Genomic DNA, 17,274 nt, shown 5'->3' with positions numbered 1-17,274 from the left:
GCGGTTCGCGCGTCCATGCGGTGCGCGGGCCGCGGGTGGTGCCGGTGGCTCGCGTGGCCCGACGGGCGTTCGGGGAGCGGGGATCCAGAAGGTGAATCGGTTAAGCGTCGTCCATAATAAACATAGGCATACATCAATGTCAAGGGGTGTCAACGCCGCACTGCGCCACTGGGCCGCGGCCCGGGTGCCGCGGAGTCAAGCGGTGATGAAGCGGTTCAAGCCGCGCTGCCCGGCAGTTCGGACCAGAGCCGGTGCGTCCGGTCGACGAGGGCGGCGAGTTCGCCCCGCTCGTAGGTGCCGAGCGACTCGTGGAGGCGCAGGGACCTGCCCCACTGCGCCAGGGCCCCGTCCTCGTCGCCGCGGGCCAGGAGCGCCAGGCCGAGGCCGTGGCGGGCCCGCGCCTCCTCGTACGGGTCGGGGGCGGCCTCGGCGAGGTCGACGGCCTCGCGGTGGAGGCGCTCGGCGGTCGCCGCCTCGCCGAGGTTGATGTAGGCGAACCCGGCGGCGTTGAGGACCTCCAGGCGCACCTCCGTGCTCGGGATCGCCGCGATCGCATCGAGGGCCCGCTCGGCCAGGGCGACGGCGTCGTCGCGTTCGAGCAGGCAGGCGCGGGCCTGGGCGAGGCGGGCACGGGAGACGGCCCGGCCGTGCTCGTCCCCGGCCTTGCCGTAGGCGTCCAGCGCCCGCTCGAGCAGTTCGGACGCGGTGCCCGGGTCGCCCGAGCGCAGGCGCACCCGCGCGAGCCCGGCCAGGGCCGAGGCGAGGTTCTGGGTCCAGCCGAGGTCGGCGAAGGTCTTCGCCGACCGCTCGAAGCCGGACGCGGCGCTCTCGTGGTCGCCGATGAGCAGGTCGATGTGGGCGAGGTCGTCGAAGGCGTTCACCTCCAGGTCGGTCTCGCCGAGCTCGCGGAAGCCCTCGGCGGCCTCGGCCGCGCACGCGCGCGCTTCGGCGAGCCGCCAGCGCCGCAGGCGGCACCAGCCGAGCGCGGCGACGGAGAGGAGCCTGGCCCGCTGATCGCCCAGTTCGACCGCCAGGTCGCGGGCCTCGGTGAGGCGGCGTTCGGCCTCGTCGAGGTCGCCGAGGGACCGGTGGGTGTCGCCGAGTCGGCGGAGCACCGTCACCTCGTGCCTCCGGTCGCCGAGGGACCGGTCGGCGTCGAGCGCGACCTCCAGGCCTCCCAATGCCTCGGCGTGCAGGCCGCGCAGGTTCTGGTAGGGCCACATGGCGGCCGCGAGCCGTCCGGCGTGCCAGTGGGCTCCGCCCGCGGCGGCGTGGCGGATGGTCTCGGTCAGGGCGCTGTGGCGGGCGTCGAGCCACTGGAGGGCCTCGCCGGGCCCGGGGAACGCCGGTGCGGGGACGGCGGTCTCTGGGGTGACCTCGGGGCCGACTCCGAACAGGGGGTTCCAGGCGCCCGCCACGGCGGCCAGGTGCCAGTCGTAGAGGCGCCCCAGCGCCGCCTCCTTTTCGGGCAGGTCCGCGGCCTGCTCGCGGGCGTAGGCGCGGACGAGGTCGTGGACGCTCCAGCGGCCTTCGGCGGTCGGCGCGGCGAGGTGGACTCCGGCGAGCCGGTGGAGCGCGGCCTCGGCGTCGGCCGCTTCGGCGCCGGTGAGGGCGGCGATCCCGGCCGGTTCGAACTCGGTGGCCGGGTGGAGGCCGATCGCGTTGAGCGCCCGGCGTTCGGCGGGGTCGAGGCGGTCGCGGGTGAGGTCGAGGCACGAGCGCAGACCCGCGGCCTCGTCGCCGGGCAGGTCGAGGCTCGCCAGCGGCGAGCGGGCGATGCGGTCGCGCAGGTCGCCGATGGGCTGCTCGGGGTGGGCCAGGGTCTGGCAGGCGGCCAGGCGCAACGCCAGCGGCAGGTCGCCGCAGGCGGCGGCGAGGCCCATGGCGGCCTCGGGGTCGGTGGCGAGGCGGTCGCGCCCGACCATGGCGCCGAGCAGGTCCATCGACTCCTCGCGGGTGAGCGGCGCGAGGCGCAGGTGGGGGACGCCGTGGGTGGCGGTGAGCCCGAGCAGGTCGGTGCGGGCGGTGATGAGGGCCGTCGAGCCTCCGGTGCCGGGGAGGAGTTCGCGCAACTGCTCGGGGCTGTGGGCGTTGTCGAGGACGACCAGGACGCGCCGGTGGCTCAGCAGCGAGCGGTACATCGCGGCGCGTTCGTCGCCGTCGGCGGGGATCTCCTCGGCGGCGGTGCCGAGCGCGGCCAGGAAGCGGTGGAGGACCGGGGCGGGCGCGAGCGGGTCGGCGCCGGAGAAGCCGCGCAGGTCGACGTAGAGCTGCCCGTCGGGGAAGGCGTCGAGGGCGCGGTGGGCCCAGTGGAGGGCGAGCGCGGTCTTGCCGATCCCGGCGGGGCCCGCGATGACGGCCGCGCGGGGCGCGGTGTCGCGGACGTGCTCGTCGATCAGCCGCAGTTCGCGTTCGCGGCCGGTGAAGGCGTGCGGGGCGGGCGGGAGCTGGCGCGGGGCGTGCCCGGTGTCGGCGACGTCGGCGGCGGCGATCCGGGCGCGCTGGGCCAGCCAGGCGTCCACCGCGGCCTCGTCGCCGCCGCAGGCGCGCACGAGTGCGGCGACCACTTCGGCGCGCGGAAGCGAGTCGCGGTTGAGCACCGCGGCGAGGGTGCTGGTGGGGAGCCAGTCGCCGCGGTCCTTGGCGCGGCGGCTGATCTCGCGGATGCTCAGGCCGGAGGCGGCGCGCAGCTCGCGGAGCAGCGCGACCAGTTGCGGGGCCGAGCCGGCGGCGGCGGGGTCGAGGCCGTCGAGGGGTTGACGCACGTCACCGATTGTACCGGGAGACTCCACTGTCACCGGTCACCGTCCGGGCGCTCCGGGGTGGTCAGCGGAGCTCCACCACGTCGAGACGATCACCCCCTCACCGTCCGGGCGCTCCGGGGCGGTCGCGACCCTTGCGGCACGGCGTTTCCAGTGATGCGAACGGGTCGCCTCCAAAGGTCGCGGCGCGCGGACTTCGTCGCCGGAGCGGTCGGCGGGCGTCCCCTAAAAAAACACGGGCCGGTAGGCGCCGGAGCGATGAGTTCGGGCGCGCCGCCTCGTCTCAACTGATGCAATCAGTTCCCACAACGCACCGACCCGCTCGAAAGGACACCGACATCATGCAGAAGATCGTCACCAACATCTGGTACAGCGGCGACGGTGAAGAGGCCGTCGAGTTCTACCTCTCCCTCTTCTCGGACGCCGAGGTCACCGGCACCGTCCCCTACATGGAGGGGGATCCGCACGGCACGGCCGGCAAGGCCATGATCGTGAACTTCGAGCTCGCGGGGCAGTCGTTCACCGCCATCAACGGCGACGACTCGGCCAAGCACGACCACGCGATGTCGCTGCAGATCAACTGCGACGACCAGGCCGAGGTCGACCGCATCTGGGAGGCGATGCTCTCAGGCGGCGGCAGGGAGATCGAGTGCGGCTGGATCGCCGACAAGTGGGGCGTCAACTGGCAGGTCTGGCCCACCGAGGCCGAGCGCTATCTCGGCGGCCCCGACAAGGAGGGCGCCATGCGCGCCACACAGGCCATGTACAAGATGAAGAAGATCGAGGTCCAGGGCCTCAAGGAGGCCTACGAGGGCGACTAGCGCCTGAACGGTCGCCCGGTCCCGCTGGTTCGGGGCCGGGCGACCGCTATGAGTCCAGCACGGTGGCGTCCCCGGAGCCGCCGTCGACGGCGTCACCGATGACAGTGCCCTCAGCATAGCCGCTCTCGGCGGTGCCGCTGTCCACAGTGCCCCAGAGGGTGCCATCCGCCGCCGTGCTGTTCTCAATGGTGCCGTCGAGGTCGGCCCCGGCGCCCGTGAAGAGCACGGCCGATTCCTCCTCGGCGGCGTCCCCGCCGGCCGCGGTCGCGGCCAGCGAAGCTTCCAGGCCGTGCAGCGTCCCGCGCAGGTACTGGAGGTTCCGCCACGTGGCGGCGTGGAACTCCAGGTACCGCGCGGCGGCGTTCTCGGCCGCGCCGGGCGCGGTCCCGAACGCCGGCGCCCGGCTCAGCGTGCCGGTGCTCAGCACCGGGAGCACCCGGTTCTCGAGCGCGTCGATGAGTTCGTCCAGGAAGAGCCGGTACTCCTCGATCGCCTCGGGGTCGAACTGCCGCTGCTGCGCCATCGCGCACCTCCTCGCTAGATGTACGGGTCGTCGCCGGGCCTGACATAGCCCCAGACGTTCTCGGTCTCCCGGAAGGCGAGGTCCTCCTCTTCGGGGTCCTCGTCCTCGTTGGATTCGGTCCGGCGCTTGCGGTCGTCGGCCTCCTGCTGCCGCGAGCCGCCGACGACCGCGGTCCTGGGGCCGCCCGCGCCGCCTCCCGGGCCTGCGCCGCCGGACGGCACGGCGCCCGGGGCGGTCGGCGCGGCGAACCTGCCTCCGGTGGCGCCGCCGAAACCGTAAGCGCCGCCTGTCGCGGTTCCGATCGCCGCTGGGGTCGCCACGCTCGCGGCGCCGCCGATGCCGCCACCGCCTCCGCCGAGTCCGAATCCGCCGCCGCCGGCGAGGCCGCCGGAGACCTCCCCGTCTTCGGGGGCCGTCTCCCACGCATCCGCCTCGGGCTCGGGCTCGGCGGCCGTCGCGGTCTTGACCGAGCCGTCGCCGCCGGGCGGAACGGGGGTGGGGTCCTGGGTCGCCTGCGGAGCGACCGGCGCGGCGGGCTGCTCCATCACCGGAGCGGCGGTGTCCATATAGGCAGTGTCGGCGCTCGCCGGGTACGGCAGGTCCTCCCCCGCGGTCGCCATCGACGCCAGCTCCTCGCTCTGGCCCGCGCGCTTCTCCCCGATCGCCTCGTCGATCGCGGCCTGCCGCTCGGCGTATCCGGCGAGCTCGGCCGTGATGCGGGCCTCGAAGGACGTCCTGGCCTCCTCCCCTGCCAGCACGCGCACCTCGGAGACGGCCGACTCGGCCGTGAGCGGCCCGCCGGTCCGCTGCTCGATGAAGGCCCTGACGTCGGTGGCGAGCTTCGGGTCGGCGCCGCCGAGTTCGAGCGCCCGCTCGGCCTCCTCGCAGGTCATCGTGATGCAGTCGCCGTGCCACCACGCGGGCCTGACGTGGACGGCGACCAGGTTCGTCCACTCGCCGTCGGCGCCGACCAGCGGCGCGGGGTAGGGGATCTCGCCGGAGTCGCCGCCTTGGAGCGTGTAGATCGCCGCTTCGCGGTTCTCGAGCTCGCTCTCGGCGTCGTCGATGTCGTCGAGGATGCCCTGGACGAGCGCGCGGGTCTGGTCGATCTGGTCGGTGAACGCGTCGAAGTCCGCCCCGGCCCACTCGGCCGACAGGGCGGTGAGCTTGGTCTTGAGCAGGCGGGGCCAGTCGGCGATGACGGCGGCGACCTCCTCGTTCCATCCGGTGCGCAGGCGCTGGAGCGAGAACGCGTCGGGTTCGAGCGGGCGCACGGCGCTGATCGCGGCGCGGAAGTCGTCGTCGGTCGGATACGACATTCCTTCGCAGCGGGGCTTGAACCGGCCGAGCTGGCCTTCGACCGGGACGGCCGAGACCAGCTGCTCCCAGTCGGTCTCGGCGGGGTGGGCGACCGGGTGCGGGCACAGGCCCGCGGTGCATCCGGCGCGCTCGGTGCTCCCGGATTCGAGGCCGGACGTGTCGCCGAAGGCGATCGCGGAGCTGGGGTCCGCGGTCGTCATCTCGGTGTAGGGCGTGCCGCCGTAGTCGATGGCGGTGTCGTCAACGGCACTGCTGTCAATGGCGCTGTAGTCAATGGCGCTGTAGTCGACGACGCCGTCGCCGTAGACGAGCGCGGTGTCGTCGTACGTCGGCGTATCGGCCTCGTAGAGGACCGCGTGGTCGCCGCTCGCGTCGCTCGGGGCCGACCCGTCGATCAGGCCGTCGTCGGTCATGCCGGTGCACCTCCCTGGTCTCGCTCTCGGTGGCAGGCCAATGGAAGACCGGGCCGTCACGACATCGTCATGACTTCGCACTGCCCGCGTCGGGACACGTCCGTGATGGACGGAGGCACATTGCAGTGGAGGCCGCCGGGCGCCCGCCCGCGGCGCCGACGCGTCGGAGGAGGACAGCGTGGACGTGTACATGGAAGTGGAGCGGGTGCGGGGCGGCGGTGGCGGCCTGCGGACGATCGCGCCGGAGGCCCGCCGGGCCTCCGAGCGGGTACAGGCGCCCGCCGAGAACGCCGCTTCGAGCAACGGCGGCTTCTTCACCGGCGCCGTGGGCGTCGACTGGCAGTCCGCGCTGAGCGCGGTCACCGAGGGCCTGGAGCGGCGCGTCGCCTGGCAGGGAGAGCAGGTCTCCGGGAGCGCCGACGACATGGACGGCTGCGACCGCGAGGCGGGCGGGCGGTTCAGGGACATCGGACGCGAGCTGCCGCGCAGGCGGCGGGACTAGGAGGTTCCCATGCCCACGTACGAAGAGGCGCTGGCCTCCGATCCGGCCGCGTTCGTCGACTACGCCTCGGCGATGAGCGCGGCGGGGACCGACCTGACCGAGCACCAGACGGATTACAACAGCAGGGTCGCCGATATCAACTCCGGCTGGCAGGACCGGGCGAACGCCGCGTTCAACGAGGACGTCGCCGTCGTCAACACCCATGTGGGCGACGTGGTCCTGCGGGCGGGCGAGGCCGCCGAGTCCCTCCAGTCGGGGGGCTCCCAGATGGTCTCCCAAGTGGAGCGGCTGAAGGCGACCGACGCCGCCTATCGCGGCGCCGGGTTCGTGGTGCACTCCGAGCCGCGGGTGGAGCTGGGACCCGTCCACTGGGCGGCGATCGCCGCGGCGGGGTCGTTCGGGCCCATGCTCCAGGCGCTGTTCCAGGCCCGCGCGGACGAGGGGACGGTGCGGCTGCAGATGGGCCTGGTCGCGCTCACGGCGACCGACACCGTGACCGGGGCGTCCCTGGCCATGTCGGCCGAGCGGCTCCAGCCGCTGGAGGACAAGGGCGGGCCCGGCGCCACCATCTGCCCGCCGGTGGTGGGCGAGGAGGAGCGGCCGGGCGAGGACGAGTCCGAGCCGAACCGCGGGAGAGGACGGGACACCGGCGGGTCCGACGACGAGAACGACGACAAAGAGGAGAAGGACGACGAGGACGAGGACCGGGAGGAAGACGAGCGGGAGAGAGACGAGGAGGACAGGGACGAGCGGGGCACAGATGAGCGGCCCGAGGACCGGTCTCCCGAGGACTCGGAGCCCGAGGAGGAGCGGCCCGAGGAGGAGCGCCCTGAGGAAGAGCGGCCCGAACTGGAGACCCCCGAGTTCCCGAACTCGGTGCCGCCGAGCCCGCCCGCCTACGAGGCGGACCCGTCCGGTCTGACCACTCCCGACATTCCCGACTACGACAGCTCTTGGGACCCCTCCGAACTCACCGGCGACGAGGAGCTCTCGGGCGGCCTGGCCGGTGGCGGCGGCCTCGGTGGCGGGATCGGAGGCGGCGGCGGTCCCCTGTCGGCCGACGTTCCCTCCGGCACCGGTGGCGGCGCCGGTGCGGGGGTCGGCGGCCTCATCGGCACCCCGTCCGGAAGCGCCTCGCCCACGACGCCGACCGGCCCGGGAGGCAGGCCGGGGCCCGGCGGCATGGTGGGCGCCCCCGGCTCGCGCGGCGCGGTGAACCCCGACGACGAGTACGAGCGCGAGTCGTTCCTGGTGGAGGACCCGGAGGAGGACGTCTGGGGCATCGGCACCGACGAGGACAGCCCGTACGCCGACTACCGGCCGCCTCGGGACGAGGCGTCCGCGGCTCCGGCGCCGCCGGTGGACGAGCTGCCCCCGTTCACCCTTCCCGGCTTCGACCCGCCCGGCCCCGACCGGACCTGAAAGGGAACCGAAACGGCCCGCCGCCCGCGCAGGCGGCGGGCTTCGGCTTGCCTGCGGCGACCAGGCGCTTGCCGGTCCCTGCGCGCGTCCGGGCCGCTACCGCGGCACGGCGGCGCAGAGCGCGGCCAGGCGCTCGGCCGCGCGCCGCTGCGCCCGCCCGATCGCCCCTGAGGCCTCCGCGGCGAGCCGCTCGTACTCGATGTCCACGGTGGCGTTGGGGACGAGGAACCGGAACGCGGTCAGTCTCCCCGCCAGCGTCACCTCGGCCTCGCACAGGTCGTCGTCGCAGGCGTCGCTGGAGAACCGCTCGGGCGAGCGCGCGACCCACTCCCGCAGGTCCGCCGAGCGCGGGTCGGGCACGCACCGCGAGAGCAGGTCCGCGCCGGAGCGCTCGACGCGCATGACGTGCTCGGCGCGGGCCGCTTCGGCCGCGCCCCAGGCCGTCTCGACCGCGCCGCCCACGGCCCGGTTGCTCAGCCGGTCGACCGTCGGGCTGAACGCCAGCGACCCCAGCCGTCCGGTGTAGTCCAGCCGCAGCCACACCACCCGACCGGTGTCGGTGCCGTCGAATCCGGCGGCCGTCAGCCGCGCGGCGAGCTCGGCGGCACGCGAGGCCGCCCGCTCGGCCCGCGCGAACTGCTCGCGGGTCGGCGCCTGCGCCAGAGCCAGCTCGGCGCTCTGGCGCTCGGGTCCGTCCGGCATCCGGGCGGCCGCGGCGCGCGCCGCCGCGAGGCGGTCCTCATAGTCCTCGGGGATGGCGATTCGGTCCATCGTGGGCTCCTCCCTTGTTCGGCGAGACGTTCGGGCATCGTCGCCCGGCGCCTCACGGATCGGTCATCGGATCGTCATGCCTCGCGAGACGCCGAGCCCGTGCCGCTGTGGGAGAATGAAGGGAATCCCCCCATTTCCCGTGGTGCTGAAAGCGACGACGCCAATGACCCTCGACGTGCGCCTGCTCGGGCCTTTGGAGGTCCTCGTGGACGGCCGCCCGGCCGCGATCCCCCGCGGCAACGTCAGCACCGTCCTGGCGCTGCTGCTCGACGAGGCGGGCCGGGCGGTGCCCCTCAGCGGGCTCGTGGTGGGCGTCTACGGCGACGACCTGCCGCTCGACCCGGAGACGCAGATCCAGAACACCGTCGGCGTGCTGCGCCGCCAGCTCGGCGCCGAGCGCGGCCGCGTCGAGACCGTCGGCCGCGCCTACCGCTTCCGCGTCGGCGAGTCCGAGCTCGACACGCTGCGCTGCAAGGCGAAGGAGTCCGAGGCGCGCCGTCTGCGCCGGGAGGGCCGCGGCGAGGAGGCCGCCGCCGTTCTGCGCGAGGCCCTCGCCGAGTGGCGCGGCCCGGCCCTGGCCGACCTGCCGGGGCGCGCCGCCGGGGCGATCGGCCGCCGCCTCGACGAGTACCGGCTCGTCCTGCTCGAGCAGCGCATCGACGCCGACATCGAGACCGGCCGGGCCCTCGGCGCCATCCAGGAGCTGCGGCAGATCCTCGCCGCGAACGACACCCGCCAGCGCCTGGTCGGCCTGCTCATGCGGGCGCTGCACGCCTGCGGACGCACCGCCGAGGCCCTGGAGGTCTTCGCGGCGTTGAAGGAGCGGCTCGCCGACGCGCTCGGCGCCGATCCGAACCGGGAACTGGTCGAGCTGCACACCGCGATCCTGCGCGACCGGCCGCCCGACGCCGCCTCCGCGGAGTCCGCCGAGCCCGCTCGGGCCGCGCCGGTCCCGGCGATGCTGCCGCGCACCACGCCGCGCTTCACCGGCCGCGAGACCGAGATCCGGGCCTTGGACCGGTTCCTCATGGACGCGGGGGCCGAGGCCGGGCTGGCGGCCGTCACCGGCATGGGCGGCGTCGGCAAGACCGCGCTCGCCGTCCGCTGGGCCCACCGGGTCGCCCACCGCTTCCCCGACGGGCAGCTGTACTTCAACCTGCGCGGCTTCGACCCGGCCGCGCCGCGCGCGGCCCCGGAGGACGTCCTCGGCGAGGCGCTCGCCGCTCTCGGCGTGCGGGAGGTGCCGTCCGGGCTCGACGAGCGGGCGGGGCTGTACCGCACGATCCTCGCCCAGCGGCGGGTGCTGATCGTGCTCGACAACGCCCGCGACGCCGCGCACGTCCGCCCGCTGCTGGCCACCGCCTCGGGCAGTTTCACGATCGTCACCAGCCGGGACCGGCTCGTGGGCCTCGACGCGAACGAGGGCGCCGAGGTCGTCCACCTCGGCGTGCTGTCCGAAGCGGAGTCCGAGGCGCTGCTGGCCAGGCGCATCGGCCCGGAGCGGGCCGGTGCCGACGGGGCCGCCGTCGCCACGATCGCCGCCGCCTGCGGGCGGCTGCCGCTGGCGCTCACGCTCGTCGGGTCCTGGGCCGCCGCCGATCCGCGGCTGCCGCTGCGGGCCCTCGCCGACCGGCTCGCGGGCGGCGTCCTGGGCGCCCTGGTCTCCACCGACGTCGCCTCCGATCCGCGCGCCGTCTTCGACAGCTCCTATCAGCTGCTGGACGAGCGGGACGCGCTGGCGTTCTGCCTGTTCGGGCTCCACCCCGGGCCCGAGATGAGCCCGGCCGCGGCGGCGAGCCTCATGGGCGCCGCACCGGCCGAGGCGCGGGCCGCGCTGGCCGAGCTCGCGGACGGCAACCTGGTCGACCGGCTCGGCGGCGAGCGCTACGCCATGCACGGCCTGCTGCGCGACTACGCCGCCGAGTGCTTCGCCGACGAGGTCCTCGACGCGGAGCGGGGGGCCGCGGCGCTGCGCATGATCGAGCACTACCTGTACGCCGCGCACCGGGCCGACCGGTTCCCCGCCGCGGGCGGGCACCGGCTCGACCTCGGCCCGCCCGCGCCCGGCGTCCACATCGAGCCGATCGACGGCGCGGCGGCGGCCGAGGCGTGGTTCGACGCCGAGCGGCCCGTCCTGCGGGGGCTGCTGCGCGTCGAGGCGGGCTTCCGGACCGACCGCCGCGTCTGGCAACTCGGCTGGATCCTGGCCGAGCGGTTGACCGACCGGTACCGCGGCCGCGAGCTGCTGGAAGTCCAGGGCGCGGCGCTGGCGGCCGCCGAGCGGCGCGGCGACGCGCTGGAGCGGGCCGTCTCCCTCGGCTACCTGGCGATCGCGCTCCTCGAACTCGGCGAGAGCGGCGCCGCCCGCGAGCGCGTGGAGCAGGCCGGTGCCTTCGCCGAGCGGGACGGCGGGCCGTGGGCGCGGGGCTTCGCCGCATACGCGCGCGCCCGCTGGGCCGGGGGCGCCGGGCGCGACCGGGAGGCGGTCGAGCACGCCCGCGTCGCGAGGCGGGGCTTCCGCGACGCGGCGGACCGGTTCTGGGAGCACCGGGCCGTGCACCTGGCGGGCTGGCACAGCGCGGCGCTCGGCGAGTTGGACGCGGCCCGCGGCTGCTTCGAGGAGCTGCGGACGAGCGCCGGTGAGGGGGCCGCCGCGCACGCCGGGTCGGGGCTCGTCGCCCACCTGGAGCGGCGCTACGACGCGGCGCTGGGGCACTACCGGGAGGCGCTGGAGGGCTTCGGCGCCTCGGGCGCGGCCCGGTGGGCGACGCGGGTGCGCGAGCTGGTCGGCGACACGCACCAGGCCATGGGCGACACCGGCGCGGCGCGCGAGGCGTGGACGCTGGCCGAGCGGCGCAGCGCCGAGGCGGGGGCCGGCGCCGAGGCCGAGCGGCTCCGGGCGAAGCTCGACGCCCTCGGCGGCACCTGAGGCCGGTTTCCGCGCGGAGCGGCCGGTGCGCCGCGCCCGGGGATACGATCGGGATTCGCGCGGCGGACGTCGCTGACGGCCCCGCGGATCGACACGGCAGGCGGTCTCGAACAGCCGGAGGCGACGCGATGGCGAACAGCGAACTGCAACCGATCCCGATCGGCACCGGCGCGAGGGGCACGCGCGTCGAGACCGACTCGATGGGCCCGATCGAGGTCCCCGCCGAGCACTACTGGGGCGCGCAGACGCAGCGGTCGCTGGTCCACTTCTCGATCGGCGAGGACCGCATGCCGAAGGCCGTCGCCCGCGCCTACGGCCAGGTGAAGAAGGCCGCGGCGCTCGTCAACGCCGACGCGGGCCGGCTCGATCCGGCGATCGCCTCGGCGATAGCCGCGGCCGCCGACGAGGTGATCGCCGGGGACCTCGACGGGGAGTTCCCGCTCTACGTCTGGCAGACCGGGTCCGGGACGCACTCCAACATGAACGCCAACGAGGTGATCGCCAACCGCGCCAGCCAGCTGCTGGGCGGCGAGCTGGGCGCCAAGCGGCCCGTCCACCCGAACGACCACGTGAACATGGGGCAGTCCTCGAACGACAGCTTCCCCACGGTGATGCACGTGGCGGCGCTGCTCGCGATCCGGGAGCGGACGCTGCCGCAGCTCGAGGCGCTCGCGGACGCGATCTGGGACAAGGCGGTGCGGTGGGTCGACGTGGTCAAGATCGGGCGCACGCACCTGCAGGACGCGACGCCGCTGACGGTCGGCCAGGAGTGGTCGGGCTGGGCGGTGCAGCTGCGCGACGCGTGCGCGCGGCTGGAGCACTCGCTGGGGGCGATTCACGAGCTCGCCGAGGGCGGCACCGCCGTCGGCACGGGACTGAACGCTCCCGAGGGCTTCGGGGAGGCGATCGCGGCGCGGCTGGCGGAGCTGACCGGGCTGCCGCTGGTGACCGCGCCGAACAAGTTCGCCGCCCAGGGCTCGCTCGACGGGATGGTCGCCGTCAGCGCCGGGCTGCGCGGCGTCGCGGTGGCGCTGATGAAGATCGCCGGGGACATGCGCTGGCTGGCGTCGGGACCGCGTTCGGGCCTGCACGAGCTGCGGCTGCCGGCCAACGAGCCGGGGTCCTCGATCATGCCCGGCAAGGTCAACCCGGCCCAGCAGGAGGCGACGATCATGGTCTGCCTGCAGGTGATGGGCGAGGACTCGACGGTCGCGGCGGCGGGCGCGCAGGGCAACTTCGAGCTCAACACGATGCGGCCGGTGGTGGTGAACAACGTGCTCCATTCGGCGCGGATCCTCGGCGACGCCGCCGAGAAGCTGCGGGTCTTCAGCGTCGAGGGCGCCGAGCTCGACGAGCGGAGCGTGGCCGACCACGTGGGGCGCTCGCTGATGCTGGTGACGGCGCTCAGCCCGCACATCGGCTACGACAGGGCCGCCGAGATCGCCCACAAGGCCGACGAGGAGGGCACGACGCTGCGGGAGGCCGCGATCGCGCTCGGCGTGGACGAGGCCGACTTCGACCGCATCGTGGATCCGGCGACGATGGTCGGGAACCCGAGAAGGGATCTCGGCCTGGACCGCTGATTTCGCCTCGAAAACGGCTCGGGGGCCGTGAAGTTGCCATACACTCACGCGGGTCCGACCCAGCAGCTCCCATCACGAGCCAAGGAGTCATCATGGCCTATACGCCCGATCCCGCCGCGCACGAGCAGAAGCGCAGCAACGGCTTCGCGGTCACCGCTCTCGTCCTCGGCATCATCGCCCTGGTCCTGGCGTTCATTCCGATCGTCAACATCGTCTCGTTCTTCCTCGCCGCGCTGGCGATCATCTTCGGCATCATCGGCCTGGTCGCCAGCGGCAGGCGCCATTCCGGCAAGGGCATGTCGATCACCGGCATCGTCCTCGGCGTGGTGGCGCTGGCGGTCGCCATCCTCATGTACGTGCTGGTCTACAACGCCGCCGAGGACGCGTGCGAGGACGAGGGCCACAGCGACATCGAGAAGTGCATCGACGACCTCAAGTCCGACCTGTCCGAGACGCCGGGCGGATATTAGTGCGGCTGCCGCGGCGGGCGGGGCCTGATGGCACCGCCCGCCGTTCGGCGTGCCTCGATCCGCTTGCCCGGCTTACCCTTCCGGGTGAATCTCCGACACCGCCATGTCGCCCTGTATTCCGTTGCACCCCAAGATGACCAACTAAATTCCTATTTGACCTATTCCATCCGTTGATCTTGTATCGCGAGCCCTGCTCTTTTAATATTCAAATGGGTGATCCAGCCTGACGTTTCAAGACACGGAGACGAAATCACACCCGGTTGACCGGTGTCCACGAACGGCGACCTCGGGAACGAGGCTGAAACCTCAAACCACAAGACCCCGGCGAGCGCTCCAACGCTCCCGGGGCATGACGGACGACCTATCCAGGAGGTGCCCGCAATGGGCGATCGTACTCTATTCACCGGTGCATGCGTGTGGGACGGCTGTGTCTGTCGCACCAGCGAGCAACCATCAGTCGGTCGCCGCGCCACCTGCGCGGACCTCCGTTTCCTCAGCAAGATAACCGAGGCAGAGCATTGCCGGCTCTGGAACAGCACGGTCAACACATACGGGTATGGCCAGATGGTCGGACCGTCACCCGAGAAACGAATCGTGCTCGCTCACATCTACTCATGGCAGCGCTGCGGCTACTTGTATGACAACGGCGTCATCCTTCGCCACTCCTGCGATAACCGGCTCTGCGTGCGGCTTGATCATCTGGAACTCGGCACCCCTCAGGACAACGTGAATGACAGCTGGGAGAGGGAACGGATGCGACCTCGCGGACGGGTGCTCACTCCCGATCTGGTGCGCGCGATTCGTCGCGCAAGAGGCCGGGAGAAGGCGTCTTACGGAGACCTGGCCAGCCGGTACGGCGTCGCCTTCACGACCATTGCCCGCGTCTGCACGGGCCGAAGCTGGAAAGAGGTGGCTTTATGGCGTGGCGACCTGCCAAGAAGCGCTGAACCGCTCAGGCGCTTGCCGGTCGGCCGGTCGGCGCATAGCATCGCAGGCGACGCGCCTTCGGAAGGGGTCCCATGTCCGACTCATCGCTCGCCTCGGTCGCACAGCGCTACTTCGACCTCCGCTTGGCCGACAACCCGCTCGCGGCCACGGCCTACGGCATCGCCGGACACGACGACCGGCTGCCCGACCCGAGCCGGGAGGGCGACCGCGGGCGGCTCGCGCACCTGGCCGAGACGCGGGACGCGCTGGCGGGCATCGACCCCGCGCTCCTGGAAGGCCAGGACCGGATCACCCACTCGATGCTCGACCGGCTGGTGCGGGACGAGACCGGCGCGATCACGGCCGCGCTGCACGAGGTCGGCGCCGGCGCGTCGATCGCCGGAGTCGTGTCGCGGATGCTCTCGGGCGTCCCGAACGTGAACCTCGACGGCGAGCGGCGCAGCCGGGACTACCTGGCGCGCCTCGCCGGGCTCGGCGACTACTTCGACGCGGCGCTGGAGCGGTACCGGATTGCCGGGAGCGAAGGCCGCCACCAGACCCGCCACGGGGTGCTGGCCTCGATCGGGCAGCTCGACGACTACCTGGCCGGGCCGCTCGACGACGATCCGCTGCTGCGGCCCGAGCCTTCGGGCGTCGACGCCCGGCAGTGGAGGGAGGCGGCCGCGGGCGTTGTCGAGCGGCGGGTCCGGCCCGCCTTGGCGCGGTGGCGGAGCGTCCTGGAGACCGAGCTGCTGCCTGAGGCGCGGCCGGACGAGCGGGTCGGCGTCTGCCATGTGCCCGAAGGGGAGGCGGGCTACCTGGCCGCCGCGCGGCAGTTCACGACCACCGACTTGACGCCCGAGGAGATCCACCGGATCGGGCTCGACGCCGTCGAGCGGCTGCGCGAGGAGTTCGCCGAACTCGGCGCGAAGGCCCTGGGCACCAGTGACGTCGACGAGGTCTTCTCCCGGCTGCGCGGCGACGCGTCGCTGCGGTACGAGCGCGCCGCGGAGATCCTCGCGGACGTCACCGGGGCGCTGCGGCGCGCCGAGGCCGCGCTCCCCGAGGCGTTCTTGGAATACGACATCGCCCCCTGCGAGGTGCGGACGGTGCCCGAGGCCGCCGCGAAGGGCTCGACGCTGGCCTACTACACGGTGCCCGCGCTGGACGAGTCCAGGCCCGGCACGCACTGGGTGAACACGTACGAGCCGCGCACGCGGACGCGGTACGAGTACGAGGCCCTGGCGTTCCACGAGAGCGTGCCGGGGCACCACCTCCAGTTCGCGCTGGGGCAGACGCTCGGCGATCTGCCGCTGTTCCGCCGCTTCTCGTACTTCACGGCGTTCGGCGAGGGCTGGGGGCTCTACACCGAGCGCCTGGCCGACGAGATGGGGCTCTACAGCGGGAATCTGGCGCGATTGGGCATGGTCTCGTTCGACGCGTGGCGGGCGTGCCGGCTGGTGGTGGACACCGGGATGCACGCCTTCGGGTGGTCGCGCGGCGAGGCGATCGCGTTCATGCGGGATCACACGGCGCTGTCCGAAGTGAACATCGCGAACGAGGTCGACCGGTACATCGCCTGGCCGGGGCAGGCTCTGGCGTACATGATCGGGCGGCGCCACATCGGCGAGCTGCGCGAGCGGGCCCGGGGCGAATTGGGGGCGGCGTTCGACCTCAGGCACTTCCACGACCGGGTGCTCTCCAGCGGGTCGATCCCGCTGGAGACCATGACCGGCGTCGTCGAGGATTGGATCGCCGAGCGGCGCGCGGCCTGAGCCGCTGTCGTGAAGCGCTGTTGTGCGGCAAGCGCAGCCGCCCGGACGGCGGTGTCCGCGTCCGGGCGGCCGAGGCTCAGAACGGCTCTCGGTGGAGCCATTCGGCGATCTCGGGGGTGGTCAGCTCGTTGACCCGTGCGCGGTAGCGTTCGAGGTCGTCCTCGTCGAACAGCGTTTTCCACTGGCCGCTGGAGCCTTTGTGGAAGAAGTCGGCCTTGTCCTTCCAGATGCCGTTCTCCGGGGTGAGGGTCTCGGCGTTGCCGCGCACCGCGTCGAAGGTGGCCGCCTTGACCAGCTCCGGCCAGACCTCCTCGTCGATGGCGATGCCGAGCGCGTCGGCGAGTGACCGCATCTGGCCGTCGAGGTCGGCCTTGAGCTCGTCGTAGTGCATGAGCACGATGTTGTCCTCTTCTCGCCTCTCCCAGACCTGCCCGATGTGGTTGAGCAGTCCTTTGAGGCTGATGGAGATGTCGTCGGAGTCGACCCAGTTCCAGAAGCGCTCGTAGAAGGTCGGGGCCGGCGCGGGGAGGGAGTCGCCGAAGGCGGCCGCTTCGGGGCCCATCGTCGCGACGCGGATCTTCATGACCGCCTCCATGTCCATGTTGGCCATGTGGTGGTCCATCGAGACGCCGACGTCGCGCGGGTCGCGGCCGGTGGCGACGTAGGCGACCCTCCCGTCGGACGGGAGGCCGTCGAGCGGGGTGTGGGACTTCATGAACCTGCGGTGCTCTTGTGCCGCAAGGGCGGCGATGAGGTCGTCGTGGTCGCGGAAGTACGCGTCGACCCACGGCGAGAGCTCGTCGAGCGGCTTCGGCAGTTCGGGCTGCCCGAACACGAGGAGGCCGCAGATGATCTGCGTCCAGGTGGTGCCGCACTTGGCGGGAGTGGTGACGATGATGTCGCCGTCGCGGAGTTCGACGCCGTTCCATCGGGCGCTGTCCATGAGCGGGTTCCGGTAGCGGACGGGTGTTTCGGTCACAGAGGTTCTCCTTGCGGGGGAAGGCGGGTGGTGAGGAGCTCGACCGTCGACCCCACACTACGAGCGACCGCGCCATC

The 17,274-nt window shown here is 73.2% G+C and carries 12 protein-coding genes and 1 pseudogene; 8 read left to right on the top strand and 5 right to left on the bottom strand.

Annotated elements, in window-relative coordinates; all coding sequences use genetic code 11:
- Positions 1 to 215 precede the first annotated feature (215 nt).
- On the bottom strand, positions 216 to 2,765 hold the full coding sequence (locus H613_RS0112535) for an ATP-binding protein (RefSeq protein WP_026924062.1): 2,550 nt from the start codon (positions 2,763 to 2,765) through the stop codon (positions 216 to 218).
- 338 nt (positions 2,766 to 3,103) lie between these two features.
- On the opposite strand from H613_RS0112535, the gene H613_RS0112530 reads away from it, so the two are divergent.
- Positions 3,104 to 3,583, top strand: a complete 480-nt coding sequence (locus H613_RS0112530) for a VOC family protein (protein ID WP_026924061.1) — start codon at positions 3,104 to 3,106, stop codon at positions 3,581 to 3,583.
- A 46-nt stretch (positions 3,584 to 3,629) separates the two neighbouring features.
- Here the strand turns inward: H613_RS0112530 and H613_RS0112525 are convergent, their stop codons facing one another.
- Together H613_RS0112525 and H613_RS0112520 are read right to left on the bottom strand one after the other, a co-directional pair.
- On the bottom strand, positions 3,630 to 4,106 hold the full coding sequence (locus tag H613_RS0112525; RefSeq protein ID WP_026924060.1) for a hypothetical protein: 477 nt from the start codon (positions 4,104 to 4,106) through the stop codon (positions 3,630 to 3,632).
- A gap of 14 nt (positions 4,107 to 4,120) precedes the next feature.
- Positions 4,121 to 5,839 (bottom strand): hypothetical protein, encoded by a 1,719-nt coding sequence (locus H613_RS0112520; RefSeq protein ID WP_026924059.1) that lies wholly within the window; start codon positions 5,837 to 5,839, stop codon positions 4,121 to 4,123.
- Between the two features lie 178 nt (positions 5,840 to 6,017).
- Here H613_RS0112520 and H613_RS0112515 point away from each other — a divergent pair, with 178 nt between their 5' ends.
- A complete protein-coding gene (locus H613_RS0112515) occupies positions 6,018 to 6,341 on the top strand; it encodes a hypothetical protein (RefSeq protein ID WP_026924058.1) in 324 nt (107 codons plus the stop codon).
- 9 nt (positions 6,342 to 6,350) lie between these two features.
- Positions 6,351 to 7,763, top strand: a complete 1,413-nt coding sequence (locus H613_RS29260; protein WP_051393300.1) for a WXG100 family type VII secretion target — start codon at positions 6,351 to 6,353, stop codon at positions 7,761 to 7,763.
- Positions 7,764 to 7,859: 96 nt separating this feature from the next.
- Here the strand turns inward: H613_RS29260 and H613_RS0112505 are convergent, their stop codons facing one another.
- Positions 7,860 to 8,534 carry a hypothetical protein gene (locus H613_RS0112505; protein ID WP_026924057.1) on the bottom strand — a complete coding sequence of 225 codons (675 nt, stop codon included), beginning with the start codon at positions 8,532 to 8,534 and terminating at the stop codon, positions 7,860 to 7,862.
- 163 nt (positions 8,535 to 8,697) lie between these two features.
- Here H613_RS0112505 and H613_RS0112500 point away from each other — a divergent pair, with 163 nt between their 5' ends.
- From H613_RS0112500 to H613_RS26275, 5 genes and pseudogenes are all read left to right on the top strand, one after another.
- Positions 8,698 to 11,463, top strand: a complete 2,766-nt coding sequence (locus H613_RS0112500; protein WP_035737948.1) for an AfsR/SARP family transcriptional regulator — start codon at positions 8,698 to 8,700, stop codon at positions 11,461 to 11,463.
- 128 nt (positions 11,464 to 11,591) lie between these two features.
- A complete protein-coding gene (locus tag H613_RS0112495; RefSeq protein ID WP_026924055.1) occupies positions 11,592 to 13,046 on the top strand; it encodes a class II fumarate hydratase in 1,455 nt (484 codons plus the stop codon).
- 92 nt (positions 13,047 to 13,138) lie between these two features.
- Positions 13,139 to 13,516, top strand: coding sequence for a DUF4190 domain-containing protein (locus H613_RS26280; protein WP_026924054.1), 378 nt, complete (start codon positions 13,139 to 13,141; stop codon positions 13,514 to 13,516).
- A gap of 381 nt (positions 13,517 to 13,897) precedes the next feature.
- Positions 13,898 to 14,233, top strand: a pseudogene (locus H613_RS32795) (HNH endonuclease); the annotation flags it as partial.
- A 302-nt stretch (positions 14,234 to 14,535) separates the two neighbouring features.
- Positions 14,536 to 16,218, top strand: coding sequence for a DUF885 domain-containing protein (locus H613_RS26275; protein WP_035737946.1), 1,683 nt, complete (start codon positions 14,536 to 14,538; stop codon positions 16,216 to 16,218).
- A 76-nt stretch (positions 16,219 to 16,294) separates the two neighbouring features.
- Here the strand turns inward: H613_RS26275 and H613_RS0112475 are convergent, their stop codons facing one another.
- Positions 16,295 to 17,197 (bottom strand): sulfotransferase domain-containing protein, encoded by a 903-nt coding sequence (locus H613_RS0112475; RefSeq protein WP_026924053.1) that lies wholly within the window; start codon positions 17,195 to 17,197, stop codon positions 16,295 to 16,297.
- Between the last annotated feature and the right edge of the window lie 77 nt (positions 17,198 to 17,274).

Origin of the sequence: Glycomyces arizonensis DSM 44726 (genome assembly GCF_000482705.1) — a bacterium.
GTDB lineage: Bacteria > Actinomycetota > Actinomycetes > Mycobacteriales > Micromonosporaceae > Glycomyces > Glycomyces arizonensis.
Note: the sequence above shows the minus strand (reverse complement) of the source record. Positions and strands in the feature narration are given on the sequence as shown.

Coding starts and splice junctions, on each gene's coding strand:
- H613_RS0112530 (WP_026924061.1), top strand. CDS start 3,104: ATGCAGAAGATCGTCACCAACATCTGGTACAGCGGCGACGGTGAAGAG.
- H613_RS0112525 (WP_026924060.1), bottom strand. CDS start 4,106: ATGGCGCAGCAGCGGCAGTTCGACCCCGAGGCGATCGAGGAGTACCGG.
- H613_RS0112520 (WP_026924059.1), bottom strand. CDS start 5,839: ATGACCGACGACGGCCTGATCGACGGGTCGGCCCCGAGCGACGCGAGC.
- H613_RS29260 (WP_051393300.1), top strand. CDS start 6,351: ATGCCCACGTACGAAGAGGCGCTGGCCTCCGATCCGGCCGCGTTCGTC.
- H613_RS0112505 (WP_026924057.1), bottom strand. CDS start 8,534: ATGGACCGAATCGCCATCCCCGAGGACTATGAGGACCGCCTCGCGGCG.
- H613_RS0112500 (WP_035737948.1), top strand. CDS start 8,698: ATGACCCTCGACGTGCGCCTGCTCGGGCCTTTGGAGGTCCTCGTGGAC.
- H613_RS0112495 (WP_026924055.1), top strand. CDS start 11,592: ATGGCGAACAGCGAACTGCAACCGATCCCGATCGGCACCGGCGCGAGG.
- H613_RS26280 (WP_026924054.1), top strand. CDS start 13,139: ATGGCCTATACGCCCGATCCCGCCGCGCACGAGCAGAAGCGCAGCAAC.
- H613_RS26275 (WP_035737946.1), top strand. CDS start 14,536: ATGTCCGACTCATCGCTCGCCTCGGTCGCACAGCGCTACTTCGACCTC.